An 18350-nucleotide genomic window follows, 5' to 3' on the forward strand; every position below is an offset into this window, starting at 1 on the left:
TATTTCAGCCGCCAGTGGCAGGTACCTCTCCGTCAGTCTAACCAGACGCAGTGCCTCTGTCTGAGGACTTTCAGATGCATCCGGGAACAAAGCGATATCGGTGTAGCTGTCGTGCTTCATCGCTCGACAGTTCAGAGACGAAGAGCCAACGACTTGAACCACGCGTAATGGCACCCTGCGCCATCAGCAGGTTGATCATGCAGAACCCGACTCAGATGAACATGCTGAGCCTGTTTATAAACAAAAAGTCCGGGGAGAATGCTCCCCGGACTTCCTTGAACCTACTACTGCAGCGGCCGGAGCCTTATGCTTCGCCCTTGATCTTGTCGCGCACAAGCACGAAGATGAAGAGCAGCCAGGCGATGCCGAGGCCGAAGTAGTCGAAATTACGCAGTGGACGGTAATCCGTCCAGCCCCAGCCCGTCGAGCCGTCGATGGCCAACAGCGTCAAGACGATACAGATGGCGATTGCGATCCAGGTATTCTTTTTCATCGCGCGTGCTCCTTAAGCCAATTCTTTTTGCCGCGGTTCGAGGGGAGGTACATTTTGCTGCTGTTCGAGGGCGGGTACACCCACCAGGCTCCCGCCTTTGCCCTGCAGGCTGAAACCCTTCCAGCCGTCCCACAGCCACATCGGGTTGAGCGTCGGACGGAAGCAAACTGCCATGTAGCCGCTGTATGCGAGCAGCAGGATGCCGTTCATCAGGAGTTCTTGCGGACCCGAGAACAGTTGACGGGGCGTCGCCGAGATGAACGTGTTCAACCAGAAAATCGTGACCGTCGTCGGCATCTCGAGAATCAGAGTCAAGAACACGAACCGGTTCGTCAGCAGCAACGCGCCGTAAATCGCTTCCATGTACTTAACCCAGTGATACATACCGATCGCATCGGCTCCCGCCACATACTGGCCGGCGAGACCCGGAATCATCGGCACGTAGCCGTCGATTACGAATCGGATACCTGAGAAGAAAAGGTGGGCGCCGAAATACAGACGCAACCACGTGATTACATACTTCCACGGGGAGGAATTTGCGCTTTTCATGGGAGGGGTATTTCCGTAAAGGTTCTTGCAGTACAACGTTGAAATATGGTGCCGCACAAATTGCAATACGACAGGATATCTCAAAGGCGATGGGAAATTCCCGATCACCTAAGAGCCGTTTTAAACGATGCCTTTACGGCGATCGCGAATCAGTACAGTAATGACGCAGATCCACGGAATTGCGAGGCCGAACATGTCACGCGCACGCAGAGGACGGTATTCCGTGTAACCCAATCCCGTCGATCCGAAGAAGACCCAACACGTCATGACCAGACACAGAGCGAGACCGATATAGAGGTTCCGGTTGCTCTTCATCGCAGTTCTCCCGATTCGGCAATACCTCTCTGTATCTCAGGTGTTTTCCTCAACTTGAGATGCTCTTTCCAGACATCGACCTTAAACCCTTCCCACAATGCCAGAGGCGTGAGCTTTGGTTTAAATACCGAAGCCATGTAACCGCTATAGGCCAAAATCAATAGACCATTCATCAGCAGTTGATTCGGTCCCGAGAACAATTGGCGCGGAGTCGCAACGATGAAGGTATTGATCCAGAATATCGAGACCGAAGTCGGGAACTCGAAAATCGCCGCGAGCAGCACGAAACGGTTGCTCAGCATCAGGATACCGAGCACGCATTCCATATACTTCACGACCGGGAACATGTGAATCGCATCCAGCGCTTGCACGTATGCACCTCCAGTGCCCGGAATGAACGGAACCCACCCGGTGGAGATATAACGGAAACCCGACCACAGCAGATCGGCACCGAAATAAATCCGGAGCCAAAGAACGGCGTACTTCCACGGCGGCGAATTAATACCTTGCATCAGATGTCTCCGTTGTTGGCTTTTATTTTCGCAACGCGGCGGAATCGTGTCAGCCGCTGAGTGCCCGTCTACGCGTGGACGCTACGATGTGCGCCGCCCGGCGTGATAATCTTGTTCAGGAGATCTTCATTGACCTCGAATCCGAAGCCCGGGCCTTCGCTCGGATATGCCCGGCCTTGAGCAAATCGCTGACCGCCGATTGCCAGATCTTCGCCTGCCGGAATTTCGTCGCTGTTGAATACCGAATGCACAGCCAGAGGCCCCATGCTTTCGCTCATGAACTGGCACGCCCACTGATCCGAGACCATCAGGTGCGTGCTCGGGCCCGACTCGATACCGCCGCCAATCAAGGTGGAGCAGAAAACGGGGATATCGTAGATCCGGCATGCGGCCAGGAATCGTTGCGCCTTGAGCAGACCGCCGACTTTTTGAATCTTCAGAATCACGCCGTCAGCCGAGCGACGTTCTGCGATCTCACGCAGGTCGCCCAGTTCCTGCGCGCCCTCGTCTGCGTAGATCGGCGTGTTCACGCGCTCACGGAGTTTGGCCATGCTGTCGCGGTATTGATGCGCCAGCGGCTGCTCCATGAAAGCGAGGTTGTATTCGTCGAGACGACGCACCGTTTTCAGGGCCTGCTCGTAATTCCACGAACCATTTGCGTCCAGCGTGATCATCGCGTCCGGGCCGAGTGCTTTGCGCACTTCGCGGGCCGTCACCACATCGTTGTCGAACGTGTGGCGTCCGACCTTGAGTTTGAAGGCCGAGAAACCAGCCTCACGAACCTGGACTGCTGCCTCTGCCACCTTTTCCGGGTCGCCGGCCGATAGAACCCAACCGAGAGGAACTGACTCGCGAGTGCGACCACCCAGAAGATCGTAAACCGGTCGACCGAGTGCTTTACCCTTCAGGTCGTGCAACGCGCAATCGACGAGCGCTTTCGCCTGATTGTTGTCGCGTGCGAGCTGATCCATCATGCCGACGATTTTCTGGATATTGCACGGATCTTCGCCGAGCAGGATTCGCGGAGCGAAAATATCGGAGATCATTGCCGTCATCGAGGCCTGACTTTCGCCGCGATACCACGACGAAGTGTCACCAGATTCAGCCACGCCCACCAAACCGTTATCGGCATAAATACGCACTACGAGCGTATTCAGACAGGTAATCGTGACGTTCGGAAGCTTCAAGGGCTTCTTCAGCGGCATCGAAATCGGAACGCACTCAACGCGAGTAATTTTCACTGGAATTGACCTATAGGAACTCGAGGAAGGAGTGTCCACACCGGACACCCCTGAATCAGATATCAGCTATTCGCCGCCGCACGACGCAGCGCACCACAGACACGAATCAACAGAATGACTGCCAGTGCAACCGAGATCACATAACAAACGATGAAGGAAGCGCCCAGCGCATTCGAACCCGAGAAGAACAGTTTGGCAACGAGCGCGACGACCGTGGGTCCAAGTGCCAGGCCGAGCAGGTTGGTGATCAGGTAGTAGACCGCCGTCAGTTTGCCCATCATGTTGCCCGGTGTGAAGTTGGCCATCGTTGCGCCACCAGCTACCGCAAACATCGAGAACATGAACGTCTGCACGAAATAGGCGATCAGGCCGACGCTCATCGTGTGAATCAGCGGGAAGCAAGCGGTGACGATTGCAGCGATAGCCGTCGTGACAGCAGCTACGCGTACCGGTGCGTCGATCATGCCGCGTTCACGCAGCCAGTCAGCGATACGGCCTAGGATCAACAGGCCAGCAGGCGACGCCAACAGTGCCGCACCGCCCAACGCCTTACCGATCTCCGGACGCGGGACATTTAGCGTGCGCGCGATGATTTCCGGGAGCCAAGCCATCTGCGAACCAATCGCAATGCCGTACAAGCAGATCGCAATCCAGAGTTGCACGTAGACGGCCTTGTTGGTCCACGCAAAACAAAGCGCTTCACGATACGTGACCCCACTGCCTGCGTTGACGTCGCGGCGTGCCGGCTCACGTACGAGCCACAGAAGCACGGCGAACGGAATGCCGATAAGACCCGGCACCAGCAGCACGAAATGCCAGGGTTTGAGCCCGCCAACCAGCGGCAAGCCCGCAAATGCACCTGCCGATGCTGCTTTCAGAAGGAAACCGCCGAGTCCGAGAGCCAGACCGGTGCCGAGAAGCGGCCCGATGTTGTAAATCCCGAATGCGAGGCTGCGCCGTTGCGGCGGAAACGCATCGCGAATCATCGAGGCGGCTCCGGGCGACAGCGCGGACTCGCCAACACCGAGACCGACACGCGTCAGGAACAACTGGACGTACGTCTGACTCAGACCGCACAAAACCTGAACAGCGGACCATGCCATGATCGCGCCACCGAGCAGGCGCCGGCGCTGGTACTTATCGACCAGCGCGCCCATGGGAATACCAAGCACGCTGTACAGCAGCATGAAGGAGAGCCCGAGAAGCCAACTGACTTCGAGATCGGAAATTCCGAGGTCTTCCTTGATCGGTCCGACGACGAGGGAAATCGCACCCCGGTCGATGAAGGAGATGACATATGTCGCCGTCAAAACGACGAGCATCCACCATGCTCCCTTCGACGCTTTCGAATCCGAAACGACTTCGGCGGGTGCGAACTTCGTTTGCACCTCTGCGGTCTCACTCATTGTTTTCTGTCTCCTATGTAGTTATCCGTATAATCGATCAGCGAATTTTCCGATCCTCGCTATCGGAAAGTGCAGTTTTCGCCGCTGTCACGCCCGATACGATGAACTCGGCAATATCGCCCATCGAGTTGTAAAACGGACCCCACAAAGATCCACACTCCCCAACTGCATAGAGACCGGGAATCGGCTTGTCCTGATGATCGAGAACGCGTTGCCCCGCATCGTGTTTCGGCCCACCGTGGGTATTCAGGTACGTCGGCAGCATGGGGCCGATCGCATAGTACGGACCTTCGTCGTTGAGCGGCACCAGGAACGTCTCGCGTCCGAACTCGGGATCGACATTCAGACGGCACTGCTCGTTATAACGCTCGACCGTCTCACGAAGTGCCTGAGGATCGAGGTGACCTGCCTTGGTCACCCCCGGGATTTCTGGCCATTGACACTTCATTGCCAGTTCTTCGAGCGTATCGGCCTTGATGATCAGACCTTCTTCGAGTTCCTTGAGATTGTCCTGACTCCATGGCGGCACGCGCGAATTCAGCGTGGTCATCGCCGCACCACCGGCACGAACCTTTTCGTCGAAGATGTGGAATGCCGGCACGTTGGTGAATTCCGGGATGCCCGGCGTTGTCGCTAGCCACGTGTCGCGATTCGCCAACCCGTGTTGAACGACCGACGTGTCAACCGTTTCGTTGTGGAATCGCTTCGCCTGCCGGTTCACCCACAGCAGACTGCCGCCGTCCTTGAACGCGCCCGACTTGTAACCGAAACCTGCAACCTTGTTAAGGTCATACGTGACGTAGACGTACCCTTCTTTAGTCTTGATGCCCATATTAAGCGGACCTGCCACGGCGTTCATGTGCCACAGCTGGGCACCGACTTCCTGCGCCATGCGAATGCCGTCGCCGGTCAGATTCGGGCTACCGAGGAAATAGATCGGGCATGCGGTGAGGAACTGCTTGCACATGGCCTCGTTCGCTTCGAAGCCACCGCTGGCCAGCACCGTCGCCTTGCGACCGCGAATCGCGATCGTCTTACCATCTTCGCGTTCCGCTTCGACACCGAGAATCGCACGAGTCACCGGATGCTGAATCAGACGCGTGACACGCGTGCTGTACTTGACACGTGCACCTGCCTTCTCTGCTTGCGCCGAGATAGCGTTATAGAGACCTGCACCGCCAGGGGCGGCAACGACGCTCATGCCCTTGATGCTCTCGGCACCCGGAGCGCCAGCGAACTCGGGGAAGAAACCCGGGGCCGAGAATGGCTGCGGGTTGTCTTTGAGCGGCAATTCCAGTTTGTGCTGGAACGCAGGTATGTCTTTGAGACTTGCAACGAAATGACGAAGAACGCTCTCCTCGGTCTGACCTGCACACAACCAGTTCAGATACTTGAGAGACTCTTCTTCATCGACGGAGGTCATGATCAAACCGCCCGCCACGCAGACCGAGTTACCGCCACCCTGCGCACCCTTTTCGAGGATGAGCACGTCAGCGCCCTGTTCGGCGGCAGCGAACGCGAACGTTGCGCCAGCACCACCATAGCCGACCACAATCATATCGGCCTGTTCATCCCATCGGGGCTCGGTCCAGTTCACTTCCATCTCTTCGTTATCCATCGTATCTCTAAACATACCGGCACGGGTTGACCTACTTAGGCTGCGGAAACAGCCGCTGCGTGCTCGGCTTCTTCCTTCGTGCGAAGGCCGTCATAGATCTCGTTGTAACGCAGCACCGGCTGATCCATCGCCAGCATGATCATCTTGCGGCCCGGCACCCTCTTGATCATTGCCTGCTGCGCTTCGATGATTGCCTTGTCTTCGGCGAATGCCGCGTCGGCGATCCCGAATGCGTGTTCCTTCAGATCCGCGTGCTCATGATCCGGACCGAAGTTGTAGAAGAACATCGATTGCGTATCGTTGATCGGCGTAATCATCTGGCACGTGCAGCGGCGGAAGATCGGTTCTTCGTTTGGCTGACCATCGACGAACCGATCTTGAACGCCCGGCGCGTAGGAGCGGATCTTGAGAATGAAGACGCCCGGCACCAGGAAGGTGCTGACCACGTTATCGTCGGACGGCAGATCGAAATACGGGTTCGTCGGACGGCCCATGTGCCAACGATCGGCGACAACGCCACGCTCGAGAATCGTCGTACCGCGCTTGGTCTCGCCTTCCTTCTGAACCTTGAGCGAGACCTTGTTATTCGCGCCGAATGTCGATTCGTGAATGAACGGTGCGTGCGACAGGTCGAGCAGGTTGTCGGCCACGAGTTCGGCGTTACCGTTCATCACGAACGTGGAGCAAACCATCGCGTACGTGTCGCTGTCCGGACCTTCGATCGGCGGAATCAGTGTGACGTCGGCCTTTGCCGGGTCGCCCATCCAGACCCACGCGGCACCGTGCTTTTCTTCGATCGGATAGCTGCGCACGCAAACCTTCGACGAAATACGCTCCTGGCCCGGGATTTCGGTGCAGCGACCATCGGCAGCGAACTTGAGTCCGTGATACATGCAGCGTAGTTCGTCGCCTTCCTTTCGGCCAACCGTCAGCGGTGCCAAACGATGCGGACACAGGTCTTCCAGAGCGACGAGTGTGCCGTCGTCCTTGCGATAGAGCGCCAACGGTTCGTTCATCACCGTGAACGGGACGATGTCAGTAGCCGAGAACTCGCTCGACCAGCCAACCATATACCAAGAATTCCGAAGGAATTTCATTTGATGTTTCCTCAGAGAGAATCGAGAACGGATAAATCGAGCGTATTGCCTGACACATACGGTACAGCCGACCTAGCTTGTCCCGGGTCGGATCTCCCACGCACGATCACCTAAAGTATTCAATTGCGTATTCTTTATCTTATCTTGTAGCACCGCTCGACAAGACTCGGGGATACCCTTAAATGCGAAAAGCGGCGTCCCGCCTTTTCTTATTGGGAACGCCGTATTTACGTGTGCGAATATCAGCTGAAGTACACGTGTTCAGCAGTCGTATGCAGGACCTTCTGCTGATCTGCTTCAGAGAGCGACGACACCGAGTCCTTGGCCAACTGAATCATGTCCTTGTACTCGCCCTTCGACTGTGCGATATCCGAACCCCACATTACGCGGTCGGCGCCGAACGACCGGACAACACGCTCCACGACAGGCGCTGCTGGCAGCTCGAGTGCCTTCAGTTTGCCGAGGTTGATCATCGAATACAGCAGGTAGACGTTCGGCCAATCAACGAACTTGAGCAGCGCTTCGTCCACGCCGTAGTCCGGCGCACCCGATTCGCCGACGATGTTCGAAAAGTGGTCGAGAATGACCGGCGTGTTCGGGAATTGCTTGACGACGTCTTGAAGCGCTTCGAGGGCGGCGACGCGATTCCAGCGGTAGAAGTGCAGACGCACCGACCCTCCGAGATCCGACACAGCCGACCATGCACGCATCGCTTCCTTCGACGCGAACCAGCTCGAGTCCGCGCCCTTGTGCGGCTCGGTCAGACGAATGCCGACCGAACCACGCTGGCCAACCCAGTAGCGCACGGTTTCTTCCACGTTGTCAGCCAGCGCGTCGATCATGCACAGCGAACGCAGACGATCGGAATATTGCTCTGCGGAGTCCACGACGTAGTCGTTGTGGAAGCCGTAGAGGTGAGCGCGCTGGACCGCGAGTGCCTTATCGACACCATATGCGTCGAGCAGGCCGATCAGGCGTTCGGCCGTCACCGGGTTGTCGAATGCGTTCGCTTCGAGCGTGCCGCTCAGCGGCGACGGCGGATACTTCTCCACGTTCGTGGAAATCAGGTGGGCGTGACTGTCGATCATGACGTTCCCTTCTCTCTAAAATTCAATATCAACAAACGGTGGGCCACTACTTCCACGGATCAACACAGACGTGGATAGCGCCTTCGACGCCACGCCCCGCCGTCGCGAGGATCGCTTCGTGCGTCTGTGCGAGTCCGAACGTGTGCGAGCACACATCGTCGATCGGATAGCGGCCCGAACCGATATAGCGCAGTGCCAGTTCGACAGCAGCGTAGCTACGGCCACGCGGTGCACGCACCGTCAGATAGCGCTTCTTGATCTCGCCGATGGGGACGTGCTGTTCCAGGCCGTTCAAGCTCAGGTAGGCGCCCTTCGCTGCCAGCGCGATCGCCTGCTTGACGATTTCGCCTTTGGGATCGCCCGTCGTATCGACAACGACGTCCACGCCACGACCCTTCGTAATGCGCATCACTTCGGCTTCGAGGTCTTGCGTCTCGACATTGATCGCGTAGTCGGCGCCCAGGCGCAGCGACAGATCGAGACGCGTCTGATCACGTGTCATACCCGCGAGAATCACCGTGTACGAGCCTGCGGCCTTTGCCGCCAGCACGCAGCCCAAACCCTGCTGACCAGGACCGAAGACGAGCACGACCTTGCCGGGGCCTGCGCCACCGTCGAGACACGCCCACTGCACGCCGTTGCCGAACGGCACGGCCAGCGTCGCGTGGGTGGCCGGCATGTCTTGGGGAATCTTGTGCATCACCGTGTTGAGCGGCATGTGCATGTACTGCGCGTAACCGCCCCACAGATGCGGCGGCTTGTTGGCGGTGGACATACCGAAACGATCGGTATTCAGGCGATTCTTCACGTTGAAGAAGTCGACTTCCATGCACAGGCGGAAATCGCCCTTCATACACCATTCGCAATTCCAGCAAGGCAGGTACTCGTGGAGGGCTACGCGGTCACCGGCTTTGACACCCCACCGTTTGGCCGCGATCTCGCCAACTTCTTCAATCGTGCCGACGTTCTCGTGGCCCATGATCACAGGAACGTGACCTGCCTTACGATACAACTCGGGATCACTGCCACCGACGCCGCTGGCTTCGATGCGCAGAATGCCGGTCTCGGGGCGCACTTCCGGATAGTCGAATTCACGCAATTCGGTGGTCTCGACATCCGTCTTGACTGCGGCCAATACCTTTTTCGTCATGTCTGTCTCCTACTAGTTTTTCAATCTCAGGCCTTCGAAAATACGCGCAGGGCGTTGCCGCCAAAGATCGCGTTGAGATCGTCATTCGTCAGTCCATCGAGCGCCTTACGCGTGAGCTTCAACGCCAGACCATATCCCTCGCGTGAACTCACGACGGGAAAGTCAGAGCCCCACATCAACCGATCAGCGCCAAACGCGGCAACTGCTTCGTGTAGGAGCGTAGGATGGGCATCACCAAACGGTCGGCCCTGTTGCCATGTTTTCGAATCGCGAAGCAATAGTTCGCCAAGACCCGGCACTTTCATCATGACATTGGGAAAGGCCGCGAGTTTGAACACCTGGCGGCGCAGGGCGAGCGCTTCATCCGTTAAAGCCGGCGTGCTGGTGCCGCCAAGATGCTCGAGGACAATCGTCGTACCCGGCAATCTGGTGATCAATTCAATAAAGCCCGGCGCGTTGAATGTTTCGGCAGATCCAACGCAGCTCACTGGCAATCCCGAGGCCTGAACACTGCGCCAGGTCTCGGGAAGGCGACCATCGTCAAGACATGCCGATGGTCTCAATCGAATACCGCTGGCACCAGCGCGTGCCAGCGATTCGATCGTCTTCGCGACGTCAGGGTCCTCAACGTCGACCCAAGCCACGCTCGACAGACGGCCGGGAAATCGTTCAATGCATTCCTGCTGATACTGGTTATCCGTCTGTCCAATCATCTGCGTGAGCACGGCATGACCAACACCGTATTCATTCATCTGATCGAGCAGCATCTCGACAGGCTCATACCAATGAAGCGATACGTGAGCGTGGCTATCAACGATCATGCGAACCTCAGGCCTTCAGAGCGACGTCAGGGTTGAGGGGCACTTCTTCCTTCCACGTGCGGTCGTTCGGGAAGATCACCGTCGAAGCGTGAATCTGATTCCACGGAATCGTGTTCGTCAGCACGCTCGGCAGTTCGCCGCTTTCTGCGTACGTGCGCGCCGATCGAATCATCTGGCGACGCCATGCCACGACCGCGACGTCCGACGTGCCGAGGTGTTCCTTTGTGCGGTCGAGTATGCGGCCCTGCGTTTCGCTGACTGCGTGGTCTTGCGTCAGGATGCCCTTGATGCCCGACATCGACGACGTCTTCATGGCTTCGCGGTCCTGCTTGTACCAGTTGTCGATGTTGAGTTCCTTGCGGAAGTTCTCATCGACCCAGTGGCCGCCTTCCTGAATGCGATATTCGATATCGACCGGCTGCGTTTCGTCGAAGAACCACTGGATGTGCCACGTCGATTCGTCATCGCGCGGAACGAACGCATTGGCCATGCGGCGGTTCTTGCGTACACCGAAGCCATCGGGCGGGATCAGCGTGAAGAACGGCAGAATCACTTCCGTGACGCGGGCGTGCAACTTGCCTTCTTCACGGAAATTACGGACGCCGGCATAGCGCAGGCCGTACAGCGTGTATTCGACTTCGATCTTCGGACGCAGATCGCGCTCGTGCTCGTACTTCGCCGGCGCCGACCACGGCTGCTCGCGGTGAAGGACACCCGCGTGTGCCGAGTCGATCGTGCCTTCGACTGCTTGAGCGTAGTTACAGTCTTCGAGAACCTTGAACGCTGCAACCTTTTCTGCCGGGTACGACAGGAAATCGAAGTCGGGGAACTGCGGAACCTTCGCCGGGTCGCCCATGTACGTCCAGATCACCCCAGCGACTTCACGCACCGGGTAGGCGATCGCCTTGATACGCGTGCACAGCTTCGAATCTTCCGGCTCGGTCGGGGTGTCCATGCACTGGCCATCGACGGCGAACTTCCAGCCGTGGTACAGGCAACGCAGACCGCCTTCCGAGTTGTCGCCCAGCGCGAGCGATGCACGACGGTGCGGGCACTGTTCTTCGAGCAGGCCGACCTTGCCGTCGCTATCGCGGAATGCCACGAGATCTTCACCCAGCAGACGTACGCGCACCGGCGCACCACCCGGCTCCTGGATTTCCGATGCGAGCAGCGCCGGAATCCAGAATTGACGAATCATGTCGCCGTTCGGGGTGCCTTTTCCTACTTGAGTCAGAACGTCGTTGTCTTCGCGGGAAAGCATGTTTGCTCCTAGTCTCTTATATGTGAATTTGCGTGGGAGACCGAAATCCCCCGCAGGTCTTAAACGAGTGCGACGGCTTTTAGCAGTCGTTCGCGAGCGTCTACGGTGTTACTTTCGTTGCCAATTAAATCGTGCGCTTCGATGATCAGTTCGCGCAGTGCCACGAGGTTCTGCCCTTTGGCCGGGTTCGCGGCATTCCGTGCAGCCCCAGCGATATCGTTGTCGAGCAGGCGCCAGACTTCGTCCAGTTCGGACTCGCGATAAATCATCTGTTCGAACGTGCGCGAGTTCTCCACGCGTTCGATAATCTGACGTAGCGTTTCCGGCAAGTAGTCCTCGATTGAATGAAGATCATCCACGTTCATTGGTAACTCCTATTTCTTAGGACCGGGACCGAAGTTCGATGGCGGCAAATCGAGTGCCTGACGCCCATAACTCGTTAGTGCGCTGTCCCACGTGAATGCGAAGTGCTGCGCAGCCGAATTGACGTCGCGCCAGATTCGCTGAAGGTCCGACGCACTATAGATGCTGGTTCCGCCCGCGGCTTCGAACAAACTGTTGGCTGCACGACGGGCCGTTTGCGCCGAATATGCCCAATCGCGGGAGATACGCGACCATTCGAGCGGCGTCAACGACTGGGCGCTTTCTGCTGTGTCAATGCGACGTGTGTCTTCGAGAATCAACGCATATGCTGCGTCGAGATCAGCCGTCGCGTGCGCGAGACGTTCGATCGTTGCCGATTGCTCTGCCATTTGGTCGGCCGGCATTGCCTTCAGACGTGGCGCCAGACCTTCGATGAACGATTTGATTGCTGCGCGTGCCATGCCTAGTGGCGCACCGATCAGCGAGAACGGCGTGACGTTATGGAACGGCATGCGGTAAATCGGAGCGCGCATAGCATCGGCGCCTTCGACGTTGCCCGTCATCATTTCCTTGACCGACACCGAACGGTGTGCCGGGATGAACGCTTCGGCGACCTTGATCGTGCGGCTACCGGTGCCGCGCAGGCCTGCGGTGTGCCAGTCATCGACGATTTCGATATCCGAACGCGGGATCACGAAGAAACGCGGTTCGGGCGGACCGTCTTCGCGCTGCACCGCGTTGCCGACGATGACCCACTCCACGTGATCGATACCGGAGCAGAAACGCCCTTCGCCGTTCACGAGTTTGTAACCCCCGTCGACTTCGGTAATAGTGCCGCCGAGACGGAACACCGTGGCCGTCAGAGCGTGGCCTTTGCCCAGCACATCTTGCTGTGCTTTCAACGGAAACAGGTTCAGCATCCAGCTGTGACCGGCGAGCACGCCGAACACCCAACCGGTCGAACCGCAAGCCGACGCGATTTCTGCCGTGACTTCGACGAGCGTCATGAAGCCCAACTCTGAACCACCAAACGACTTCGGCGTGATGATATTGAAAAGACCCGACTCACGTAGTGCGTCGATGGTTTCTTTCGGCACCACGCGATCGCTTTCCGTCTGTTTGACGCGTGACCGAATCACGTCGTGCAACCTGCGGGCGATAGCGAGGGCGTCCTCGTGACTAGCAATACGGCTCAAGGCGTTCTCCTGTTAGGGCTTGCTGCGCCGGGCTCCTGAGCCCGGCGCGCAGAATAGTTTTTGTTCGGCTTCTGTGGCCGGGTCAGTGTTCGTTGCGGCCGTAACGACCTTCGACGTTCATGCGTTCCTTGGCATCGAGGAACCAGCGATAGTGACCACCCTTCGAGATCGGCGGCACGTCGTCCGAGATGACGTACCAGCTTTCGCCGTCGTTCTCCGTCGCGTAAATCTCGCCCGTCGCGGTACCGGCGATGAGCATGATCTTGTCGCCCCAGTGATACAGACCCATGCCCTCGATGTTGCCGATGATTTCCTCGGGCAGACCATTACGCATATGGTCCCAGGTGACGCCACCATCGGTGCTCTTGAGAACCGTGGCATCCGCGGACTTCCGTGCACCCCAGTCACGCGGTGCATTGCCCGGGCCACCGAGATACAGCACGTTTTCGTTGCGGGGATCGATGAACATCGCGTCGGGATAACCGATAAGGTCTTGACGCGTCATCAGGTGAACCCACGTTTCGCCTGCGTCTGCGCTGTAGTGCAGGCCTTCGCCGCCGCACATGAACATTTGCGCGGGACTCGACGGACGAATCAGCACGCGGTGGTTGTCGTGGTAGAACTTGTCGTTTTCCGATTCGTAGCTACGCGGCTCGGTCCACGTCTTGCCGTCATCGACCGTCTTGAGCAGCGCGCCCTGTTCGATACAGATATAGAGCGTTTCCGGTTCGGCCGGATGGAACGAGATGTTCTTCACGTGCGCGACGTGCGGGGGCGGCGGGAACGTCCACTTGTCCTGGTCCGGCACCGTCATCATCTCGGCAATTTCGACCCACGTGGCACCCAGATCGTCGCTGCGATAAAGCGCGGACGGCTCCGTGCCCAGGAACAGAACGGTACGGCCATCGCGCTCCTGCTGCGCCATCGTGTAGATATGCGCGCTGTTGAGGCCGTTGTTAGCAGGTTCCCACGTCTGCCCGAGGTCCTTGCTGACCGACAGACTGCCTTGGCCGTGTGCGCCTGCGAACAGCAGACCGGCTTTCTCCACGTAGAGCAAGGCGCTCACGTGCCGGTCTTCGAGCGCCTTGCGCGTGAGATTCCACGGCGCATTGGCGTCAGCACGCTCGAACACGAGCATGCCGCGGATAGTGGCGACCAACAGCGTCGTTGCCGCACCCTCACCGTACGTGACGGTTCCACCGTTGGTGGTCAGAACTGCGATCACTTCTCCTCCCTAGGGGAAACACCCCGTTTGATGTCGCCTGTTTTCTTCAGAAACGTAGTCGCTACTGCTTCCGCCAGATCCTGCGCCGAAGAGGCTTTGACTTTTTTCTGGTCAGGCCAAATAATATGCAAAAAAGAATTACGCGTCAAACGGCCCACGGAACTTTCGGTGCCCGCGATTCTGACGTCAGAAGTTTTTAAACAAGGAAGCGTGATGTGTAATTCTTGCGCGCCGTTTACGCGGTTCCCCGCGTTCTACGATTTTGGAGGTGACATGAGTGAACAACTGAATGAAGTGATGACCCTGCGTTTGACGGCGATTAACTACCTGGCCCGAAACACGCTAGCCTTCACGTTCGAAGACCCTGATGGCAACCTGCTGCCCGGGGCGGAACCGGGCGCTCACGTTGGAGTCGTTCTGCCTAACGGCTTGACCCGTCAGTACTCGCTATTGGAATACAGCAACAGCCTGACACAGCGCTCTTACGTGGTCGGCGTCAAACTCGATCCGCAATCGCGTGGTGGTTCGCGCTATATGCACGAAACGATGCGTGTTGGCGATCTCATTCAGGTCGAAGCACCCCGCAACAATTTCCCGCTCAATGAAGATGCTGAGCACACCGTCCTGGTCGCCGGCGGCATCGGGATTACACCTATTCTGTGTATGGCGCGTCGCCTGAAAGAACTCGGACAATCGCCGCGTATCTATTACTCGTGCCGTGAACGCGTTGACGTTGCGTTCGCCGACGAATTGAAAACCTTCGAAGGCGCGCTCGTTCACGTCGATGCCGAGGCCGGCACATTCCTCAACATCGCTGACGTCGTCAAGAAAGAAACGTCTACCGCTCACTTCTACTGCTGCGGCCCCGGCCCGATGCTCGAAGCGTTCGAAGCCGCGTGTGCATCGCTGCCCCAGGAACAAGTCCACGTCGAATATTTCAGCGCCAGGCAGGAAGCCGCACTCGATGGCAACTTCGTCATCGAATTGCGCAAGAGCGGAAAAACCCTGACGGTCCCGCAGGGCAAGACGATTCTCAGCGTCGTGCGCGACGCGGGAGTCCCCATTTCCTATTCCTGTGAAGAAGGCGTGTGCGGCGCGTGTGAAGTCCGCGTTCTCGAAGGCCAGCCCGATCATCGCGATGCCATTCTCTCGGAGCCCGAAAAGGCTGCGAACAACACGATGATCATCTGCTGTTCTGGCTGTAAGGGCGATCGTCTCGTCCTCGATCTGTAAGTAGAACACCGGGCGACCACGTCGCCCTCATCTCACGTCAAGTTAAGGAGACAAGTAAGTGATTATCGATTGCCACGGTCACGTCAGCCCGCCCGCCGAACTTTGGGTCTACAAGGCACACATCCTCTCGCATCGCGGCGAGCACGGTCGCAAGATGCCGGAAGTGACGGACGAAGAAATCCTGCACTATGCCAACAAGAAGGAAATGGCGCCGGTCGGCCACCTCGACATGCTCGATCGCGTGGGCACGAACGTCCAGCTGCTGTCGCCGCGCCCGTTCCAGATGATGCACAGCCAGAAGCCGGGCAAACTCGTGCACTGGTTCACCGAAGAAACGAACAACATCATCTCGCGCACGGTCAAGCTGCTGCCGAAGCGCTTTATCGGCGTCGGCGGCCTGCCGCAAGTTGCGGGTGACCCGATCGAAAACGTGCTGCCGGAACTCGAACGCGGAGTGAAGGAACTGGGCTTCAAGGGCGTGCTGCTCAACCCGGATCCGTTCGAAAACAGCGGCAGCGAAGCTCCGGGGCTGGGTGACCGCTACTGGTACCCGCTGTACGAAAAGCTGTGCGAACTGGACATTCCGGCGCACATCCACGCCACGGGTTCACACTCGGCTCGCTCGCCCTACACAGTTCACTTCATCAACGAAGAAACGATCGCGGTGTTCAACCTCGTCAATTCGAACGTGTTCAAGGACTTCCCGAAGCTGAAGATCATGATCTCGCACGGCGGCGGCTCGATCCCCTATCAGATCGGTCGCTTCCAGTCGGGTGCAGCACGCGCCGGCCGCAACTTCCTCGACGGTATGCGTAACCTGTACTACGACACCGTGCTCTACTCGGAAGAGTCGCTGCGTCTCCTGATCAAGACCGTGGGTGCCGATCGCTGCCTGTTCGGCGCCGAGTGCCCTGGCGTCGGCTCAGCTATCAATCCGGATACGGATCGCACGTTCGACGACATCAAGCCGTACATCCAGGGCTTCGACTGGCTGTCGCCGGAAGAGAAAGACAAGATCTTCTTCGGCAACGCCCGCGACTTCTTCAAGCTCGACCTCGCGGATTACGAATAATCCCCGGCGCTCACAGGATTCGAAATCATGGCAAAAATCGTACTGGGAATGGGGACATCGCACGGTCCCATGCTCGTGACGCCGCCTGAAACCTGGGGCGCTCGTGTACCCGATGATCGACTGAGCAAGCATCACTTCGAGGGCCGTGAGTGGTCCTTCGATGAACTCGTCGATTATCGGCGTGCCGAGAACCTCGGGGAGCAGATCACGCTCGACGTATGGGAAGCCAGGCACGCTCAGTGTCTCGCGGCTATCGAGGAGATGGCGCGGGTTCTCGCTGAAGCGAAGCCAGACGTCGTTGTCATCGTCGGCAACGATCAGATGGAAATCTTCGATACCGACTGCATCCCCGCACTCAGCGTCATGTGTGGCCCGACGATCGTAAACAACATGATCAGCCACGAGAAACTTCAGACGATGCCCCCGGGTGTGCGCCACGCGATGCCTGGCTATATGCCGGATACCGCGAGTTACTCGGGCGTTCCCGAACTCGCGAAGCACGTCATCAAGACCGCGATGGACGATCAGTTCGACGTCGCAGCCCTTCAACGTCTGTCGGAAACCGAAACGCCACACGCGTTCGGGTTTGTGTTCCGTCAGTTGATGAAGGATCAGGTGATCCCGACTGTGCCGGTGCTCGTCAACACGTTCTACCCGCCGAATCAACCAACTGTTGCCCGCTGTCACGCGTTCGGTCGCTCGATCGGTCGCGCTATCCAGTCGTGGGAGACGGATGCACGCGTTGCGGTCATCGCCTCGGGTGGTCTGACGCACTTCGTAATCGACGAGCGCGTTGACCAGTTGGTCCTGAGCGCGATGAAGAACCATGATTTCTCACCGGTATTCGAGCTTGACGAAGCGATCTTCCAGGCAGGCACGTCGGAAATCAAGAACTGGATTCCGGTCGCTGGCGTGATGGACGAAATCGGCTTCGACATGACGGTGGTCGATTACGTGCCGTGCTACCGCAGCGAAGCCGGTACCGGCAACGCCATGGGGTTCGTCTACTGGAAGTCGCCGGACCAGGAATAAGGATTAGAAAATATATGAAAAGCAAAGACGAATACGTCCACCGCCTTCGGCGATTGGACTGCTGCGCCGTCTCCGATGCGCTGGACAAACTCGGTCTGACCGGCGTCGTCAGCGGTGTGCAGCAGGCTTCGGGCACCAAGCGTATCGCAGGTCGCGTGATCACGATGAAACTCGGTGTTGGTGATCCGCCTCCAGGCCCGCCGCGTCACCTGGGCACCACCGCTATCGAACTTGGCGGTGCCGACGACGTGATTGTTGTCGAGCAGCGTACTGGCATCGAAGCCGGTTCGTGGGGTGGCATCCTCTCGTTAGGCGCCAAGGTTCGCGGCATCGCTGGCGTGATCGCCGATGGTCCGGTCCGTGATATCGATGAATCCCGCGAGATGGATCTGGCGGTGTTCACGAACGCGTTCACCGCCCGCACTGCCCGAGGTCGCATCGTCGAGAAGGGCGTCAACGTTCCGGTTGAGGTCTTCGGTACCGCCGTCGATGCCGGTGATTATGTGATCGCCGACAGCAGCGCCGTGATCTTCATCAGCGCTGCCAACGTCGCACGCGTGGTCGAGACCGCCGAGTCGATCGTGGCCCGTGAAGCCCTGATGGCGAAGGCTGTACTGGCAGGCACCCCCATCCACGAGGTGATGGGCGGCAACTACGAATTTATGCTTAAGGATTAGT

19 protein-coding genes are annotated in these 18350 nt (G+C 58.1%); 4 read left to right on the forward strand and 15 right to left on the reverse strand.

Annotation, left to right across the window (positions count from 1 at the left end; all coding sequences use genetic code 11):
• Positions 1 to 304 precede the first annotated feature (304 nt).
• From BN2476_RS31615 to BN2476_RS31685, 15 genes are all read right to left on the reverse strand, one after another.
• Positions 305 to 493 carry a hypothetical protein gene (locus BN2476_RS31615; RefSeq protein WP_087738132.1) on the reverse strand — a complete coding sequence of 63 codons (189 nt, stop codon included), beginning with the start codon at positions 491 to 493 and terminating at the stop codon, positions 305 to 307.
• 12 nt (positions 494 to 505) lie between these two features.
• Complete coding sequence (locus BN2476_RS31620) at positions 506 to 1042, reverse strand: hypothetical protein (RefSeq protein ID WP_235851040.1); 537 nt, start codon at positions 1040 to 1042, stop codon at positions 506 to 508.
• Positions 1043 to 1162: 120 nt separating this feature from the next.
• Positions 1163 to 1357, reverse strand: coding sequence for a hypothetical protein (locus tag BN2476_RS31625; protein WP_087738133.1), 195 nt, complete (start codon positions 1355 to 1357; stop codon positions 1163 to 1165).
• Positions 1354 to 1869 carry a hypothetical protein gene (locus tag BN2476_RS31630; RefSeq protein WP_087738134.1) on the reverse strand — a complete coding sequence of 172 codons (516 nt, stop codon included), beginning with the start codon at positions 1867 to 1869 and terminating at the stop codon, positions 1354 to 1356. Before BN2476_RS31630 ends, BN2476_RS31625 begins: the two co-directional genes overlap by 4 nt.
• Positions 1870 to 1937: 68 nt before the next feature.
• Positions 1938 to 3110 (reverse strand): mandelate racemase/muconate lactonizing enzyme family protein, encoded by a 1173-nt coding sequence (locus BN2476_RS31635; protein WP_162849275.1) that lies wholly within the window; start codon positions 3108 to 3110, stop codon positions 1938 to 1940.
• A gap of 62 nt (positions 3111 to 3172) precedes the next feature.
• The gene (locus tag BN2476_RS31640; protein WP_087738136.1) at positions 3173 to 4516 is read right to left on the reverse strand and encodes an MFS transporter; all 1344 of its coding nucleotides are present in this window, start codon (positions 4514 to 4516) and stop codon (positions 3173 to 3175) included.
• A gap of 37 nt (positions 4517 to 4553) precedes the next feature.
• Positions 4554 to 6134: an FAD-dependent oxidoreductase gene (locus BN2476_RS31645; protein WP_235851041.1), complete on the reverse strand. Its 1581-nt coding sequence runs from the start codon at positions 6132 to 6134 to the stop codon at positions 4554 to 4556.
• A 35-nt stretch (positions 6135 to 6169) separates the two neighbouring features.
• A complete protein-coding gene (locus BN2476_RS31650; protein WP_235851042.1) occupies positions 6170 to 7231 on the reverse strand; it encodes a Rieske 2Fe-2S domain-containing protein in 1062 nt (353 codons plus the stop codon).
• A 242-nt stretch (positions 7232 to 7473) separates the two neighbouring features.
• Positions 7474 to 8319 carry an amidohydrolase family protein gene (locus BN2476_RS31655; protein ID WP_087738138.1) on the reverse strand — a complete coding sequence of 282 codons (846 nt, stop codon included), beginning with the start codon at positions 8317 to 8319 and terminating at the stop codon, positions 7474 to 7476.
• A 46-nt stretch (positions 8320 to 8365) separates the two neighbouring features.
• Complete coding sequence (locus BN2476_RS31660) at positions 8366 to 9469, reverse strand: zinc-dependent alcohol dehydrogenase (protein ID WP_087738139.1); 1104 nt, start codon at positions 9467 to 9469, stop codon at positions 8366 to 8368.
• Between the two features lie 26 nt (positions 9470 to 9495).
• Entirely contained in the window at positions 9496 to 10236 is a 741-nt protein-coding gene (locus BN2476_RS31665; RefSeq protein ID WP_235851043.1) for an amidohydrolase family protein, read from the reverse strand.
• Between the two features lie 61 nt (positions 10237 to 10297).
• Complete coding sequence (locus BN2476_RS31670; protein WP_087738141.1) at positions 10298 to 11551, reverse strand: Rieske 2Fe-2S domain-containing protein; 1254 nt, start codon at positions 11549 to 11551, stop codon at positions 10298 to 10300.
• A gap of 59 nt (positions 11552 to 11610) precedes the next feature.
• The gene (locus BN2476_RS31675) at positions 11611 to 11916 is read right to left on the reverse strand and encodes a hypothetical protein (protein WP_087738142.1); all 306 of its coding nucleotides are present in this window, start codon (positions 11914 to 11916) and stop codon (positions 11611 to 11613) included.
• A gap of 9 nt (positions 11917 to 11925) precedes the next feature.
• Positions 11926 to 13110, reverse strand: a complete 1185-nt coding sequence (locus tag BN2476_RS31680) for an acyl-CoA dehydrogenase family protein (RefSeq protein WP_087738143.1) — start codon at positions 13108 to 13110, stop codon at positions 11926 to 11928.
• Between the two features lie 82 nt (positions 13111 to 13192).
• On the reverse strand, positions 13193 to 14335 hold the full coding sequence (locus BN2476_RS31685) for a WD40/YVTN/BNR-like repeat-containing protein (RefSeq protein ID WP_087738144.1): 1143 nt from the start codon (positions 14333 to 14335) through the stop codon (positions 13193 to 13195).
• 273 nt (positions 14336 to 14608) lie between these two features.
• Here BN2476_RS31685 and BN2476_RS31690 point away from each other — a divergent pair, with 273 nt between their 5' ends.
• From BN2476_RS31690 to BN2476_RS31705, 4 genes are read left to right on the forward strand one after another with little or no spacing between them, the layout of a single operon-like run.
• Positions 14609 to 15568 carry a PDR/VanB family oxidoreductase gene (locus BN2476_RS31690; RefSeq protein ID WP_087738145.1) on the forward strand — a complete coding sequence of 320 codons (960 nt, stop codon included), beginning with the start codon at positions 14609 to 14611 and terminating at the stop codon, positions 15566 to 15568.
• A gap of 58 nt (positions 15569 to 15626) precedes the next feature.
• Positions 15627 to 16640 (forward strand): amidohydrolase family protein, encoded by a 1014-nt coding sequence (locus tag BN2476_RS31695; protein WP_087738146.1) that lies wholly within the window; start codon positions 15627 to 15629, stop codon positions 16638 to 16640.
• Between the two features lie 27 nt (positions 16641 to 16667).
• Positions 16668 to 17672 carry a DODA-type extradiol aromatic ring-opening family dioxygenase gene (locus tag BN2476_RS31700; protein ID WP_087738147.1) on the forward strand — a complete coding sequence of 335 codons (1005 nt, stop codon included), beginning with the start codon at positions 16668 to 16670 and terminating at the stop codon, positions 17670 to 17672.
• Positions 17673 to 17686: 14 nt separating this feature from the next.
• Positions 17687 to 18349 (forward strand): RraA family protein, encoded by a 663-nt coding sequence (locus BN2476_RS31705; protein WP_087738148.1) that lies wholly within the window; start codon positions 17687 to 17689, stop codon positions 18347 to 18349.
• Position 18350 lies beyond the last annotated feature (1 nt).

Source organism: Paraburkholderia piptadeniae (genome assembly GCF_900007165.1).
Lineage (GTDB): Bacteria > Pseudomonadota > Gammaproteobacteria > Burkholderiales > Burkholderiaceae > Paraburkholderia > Paraburkholderia piptadeniae.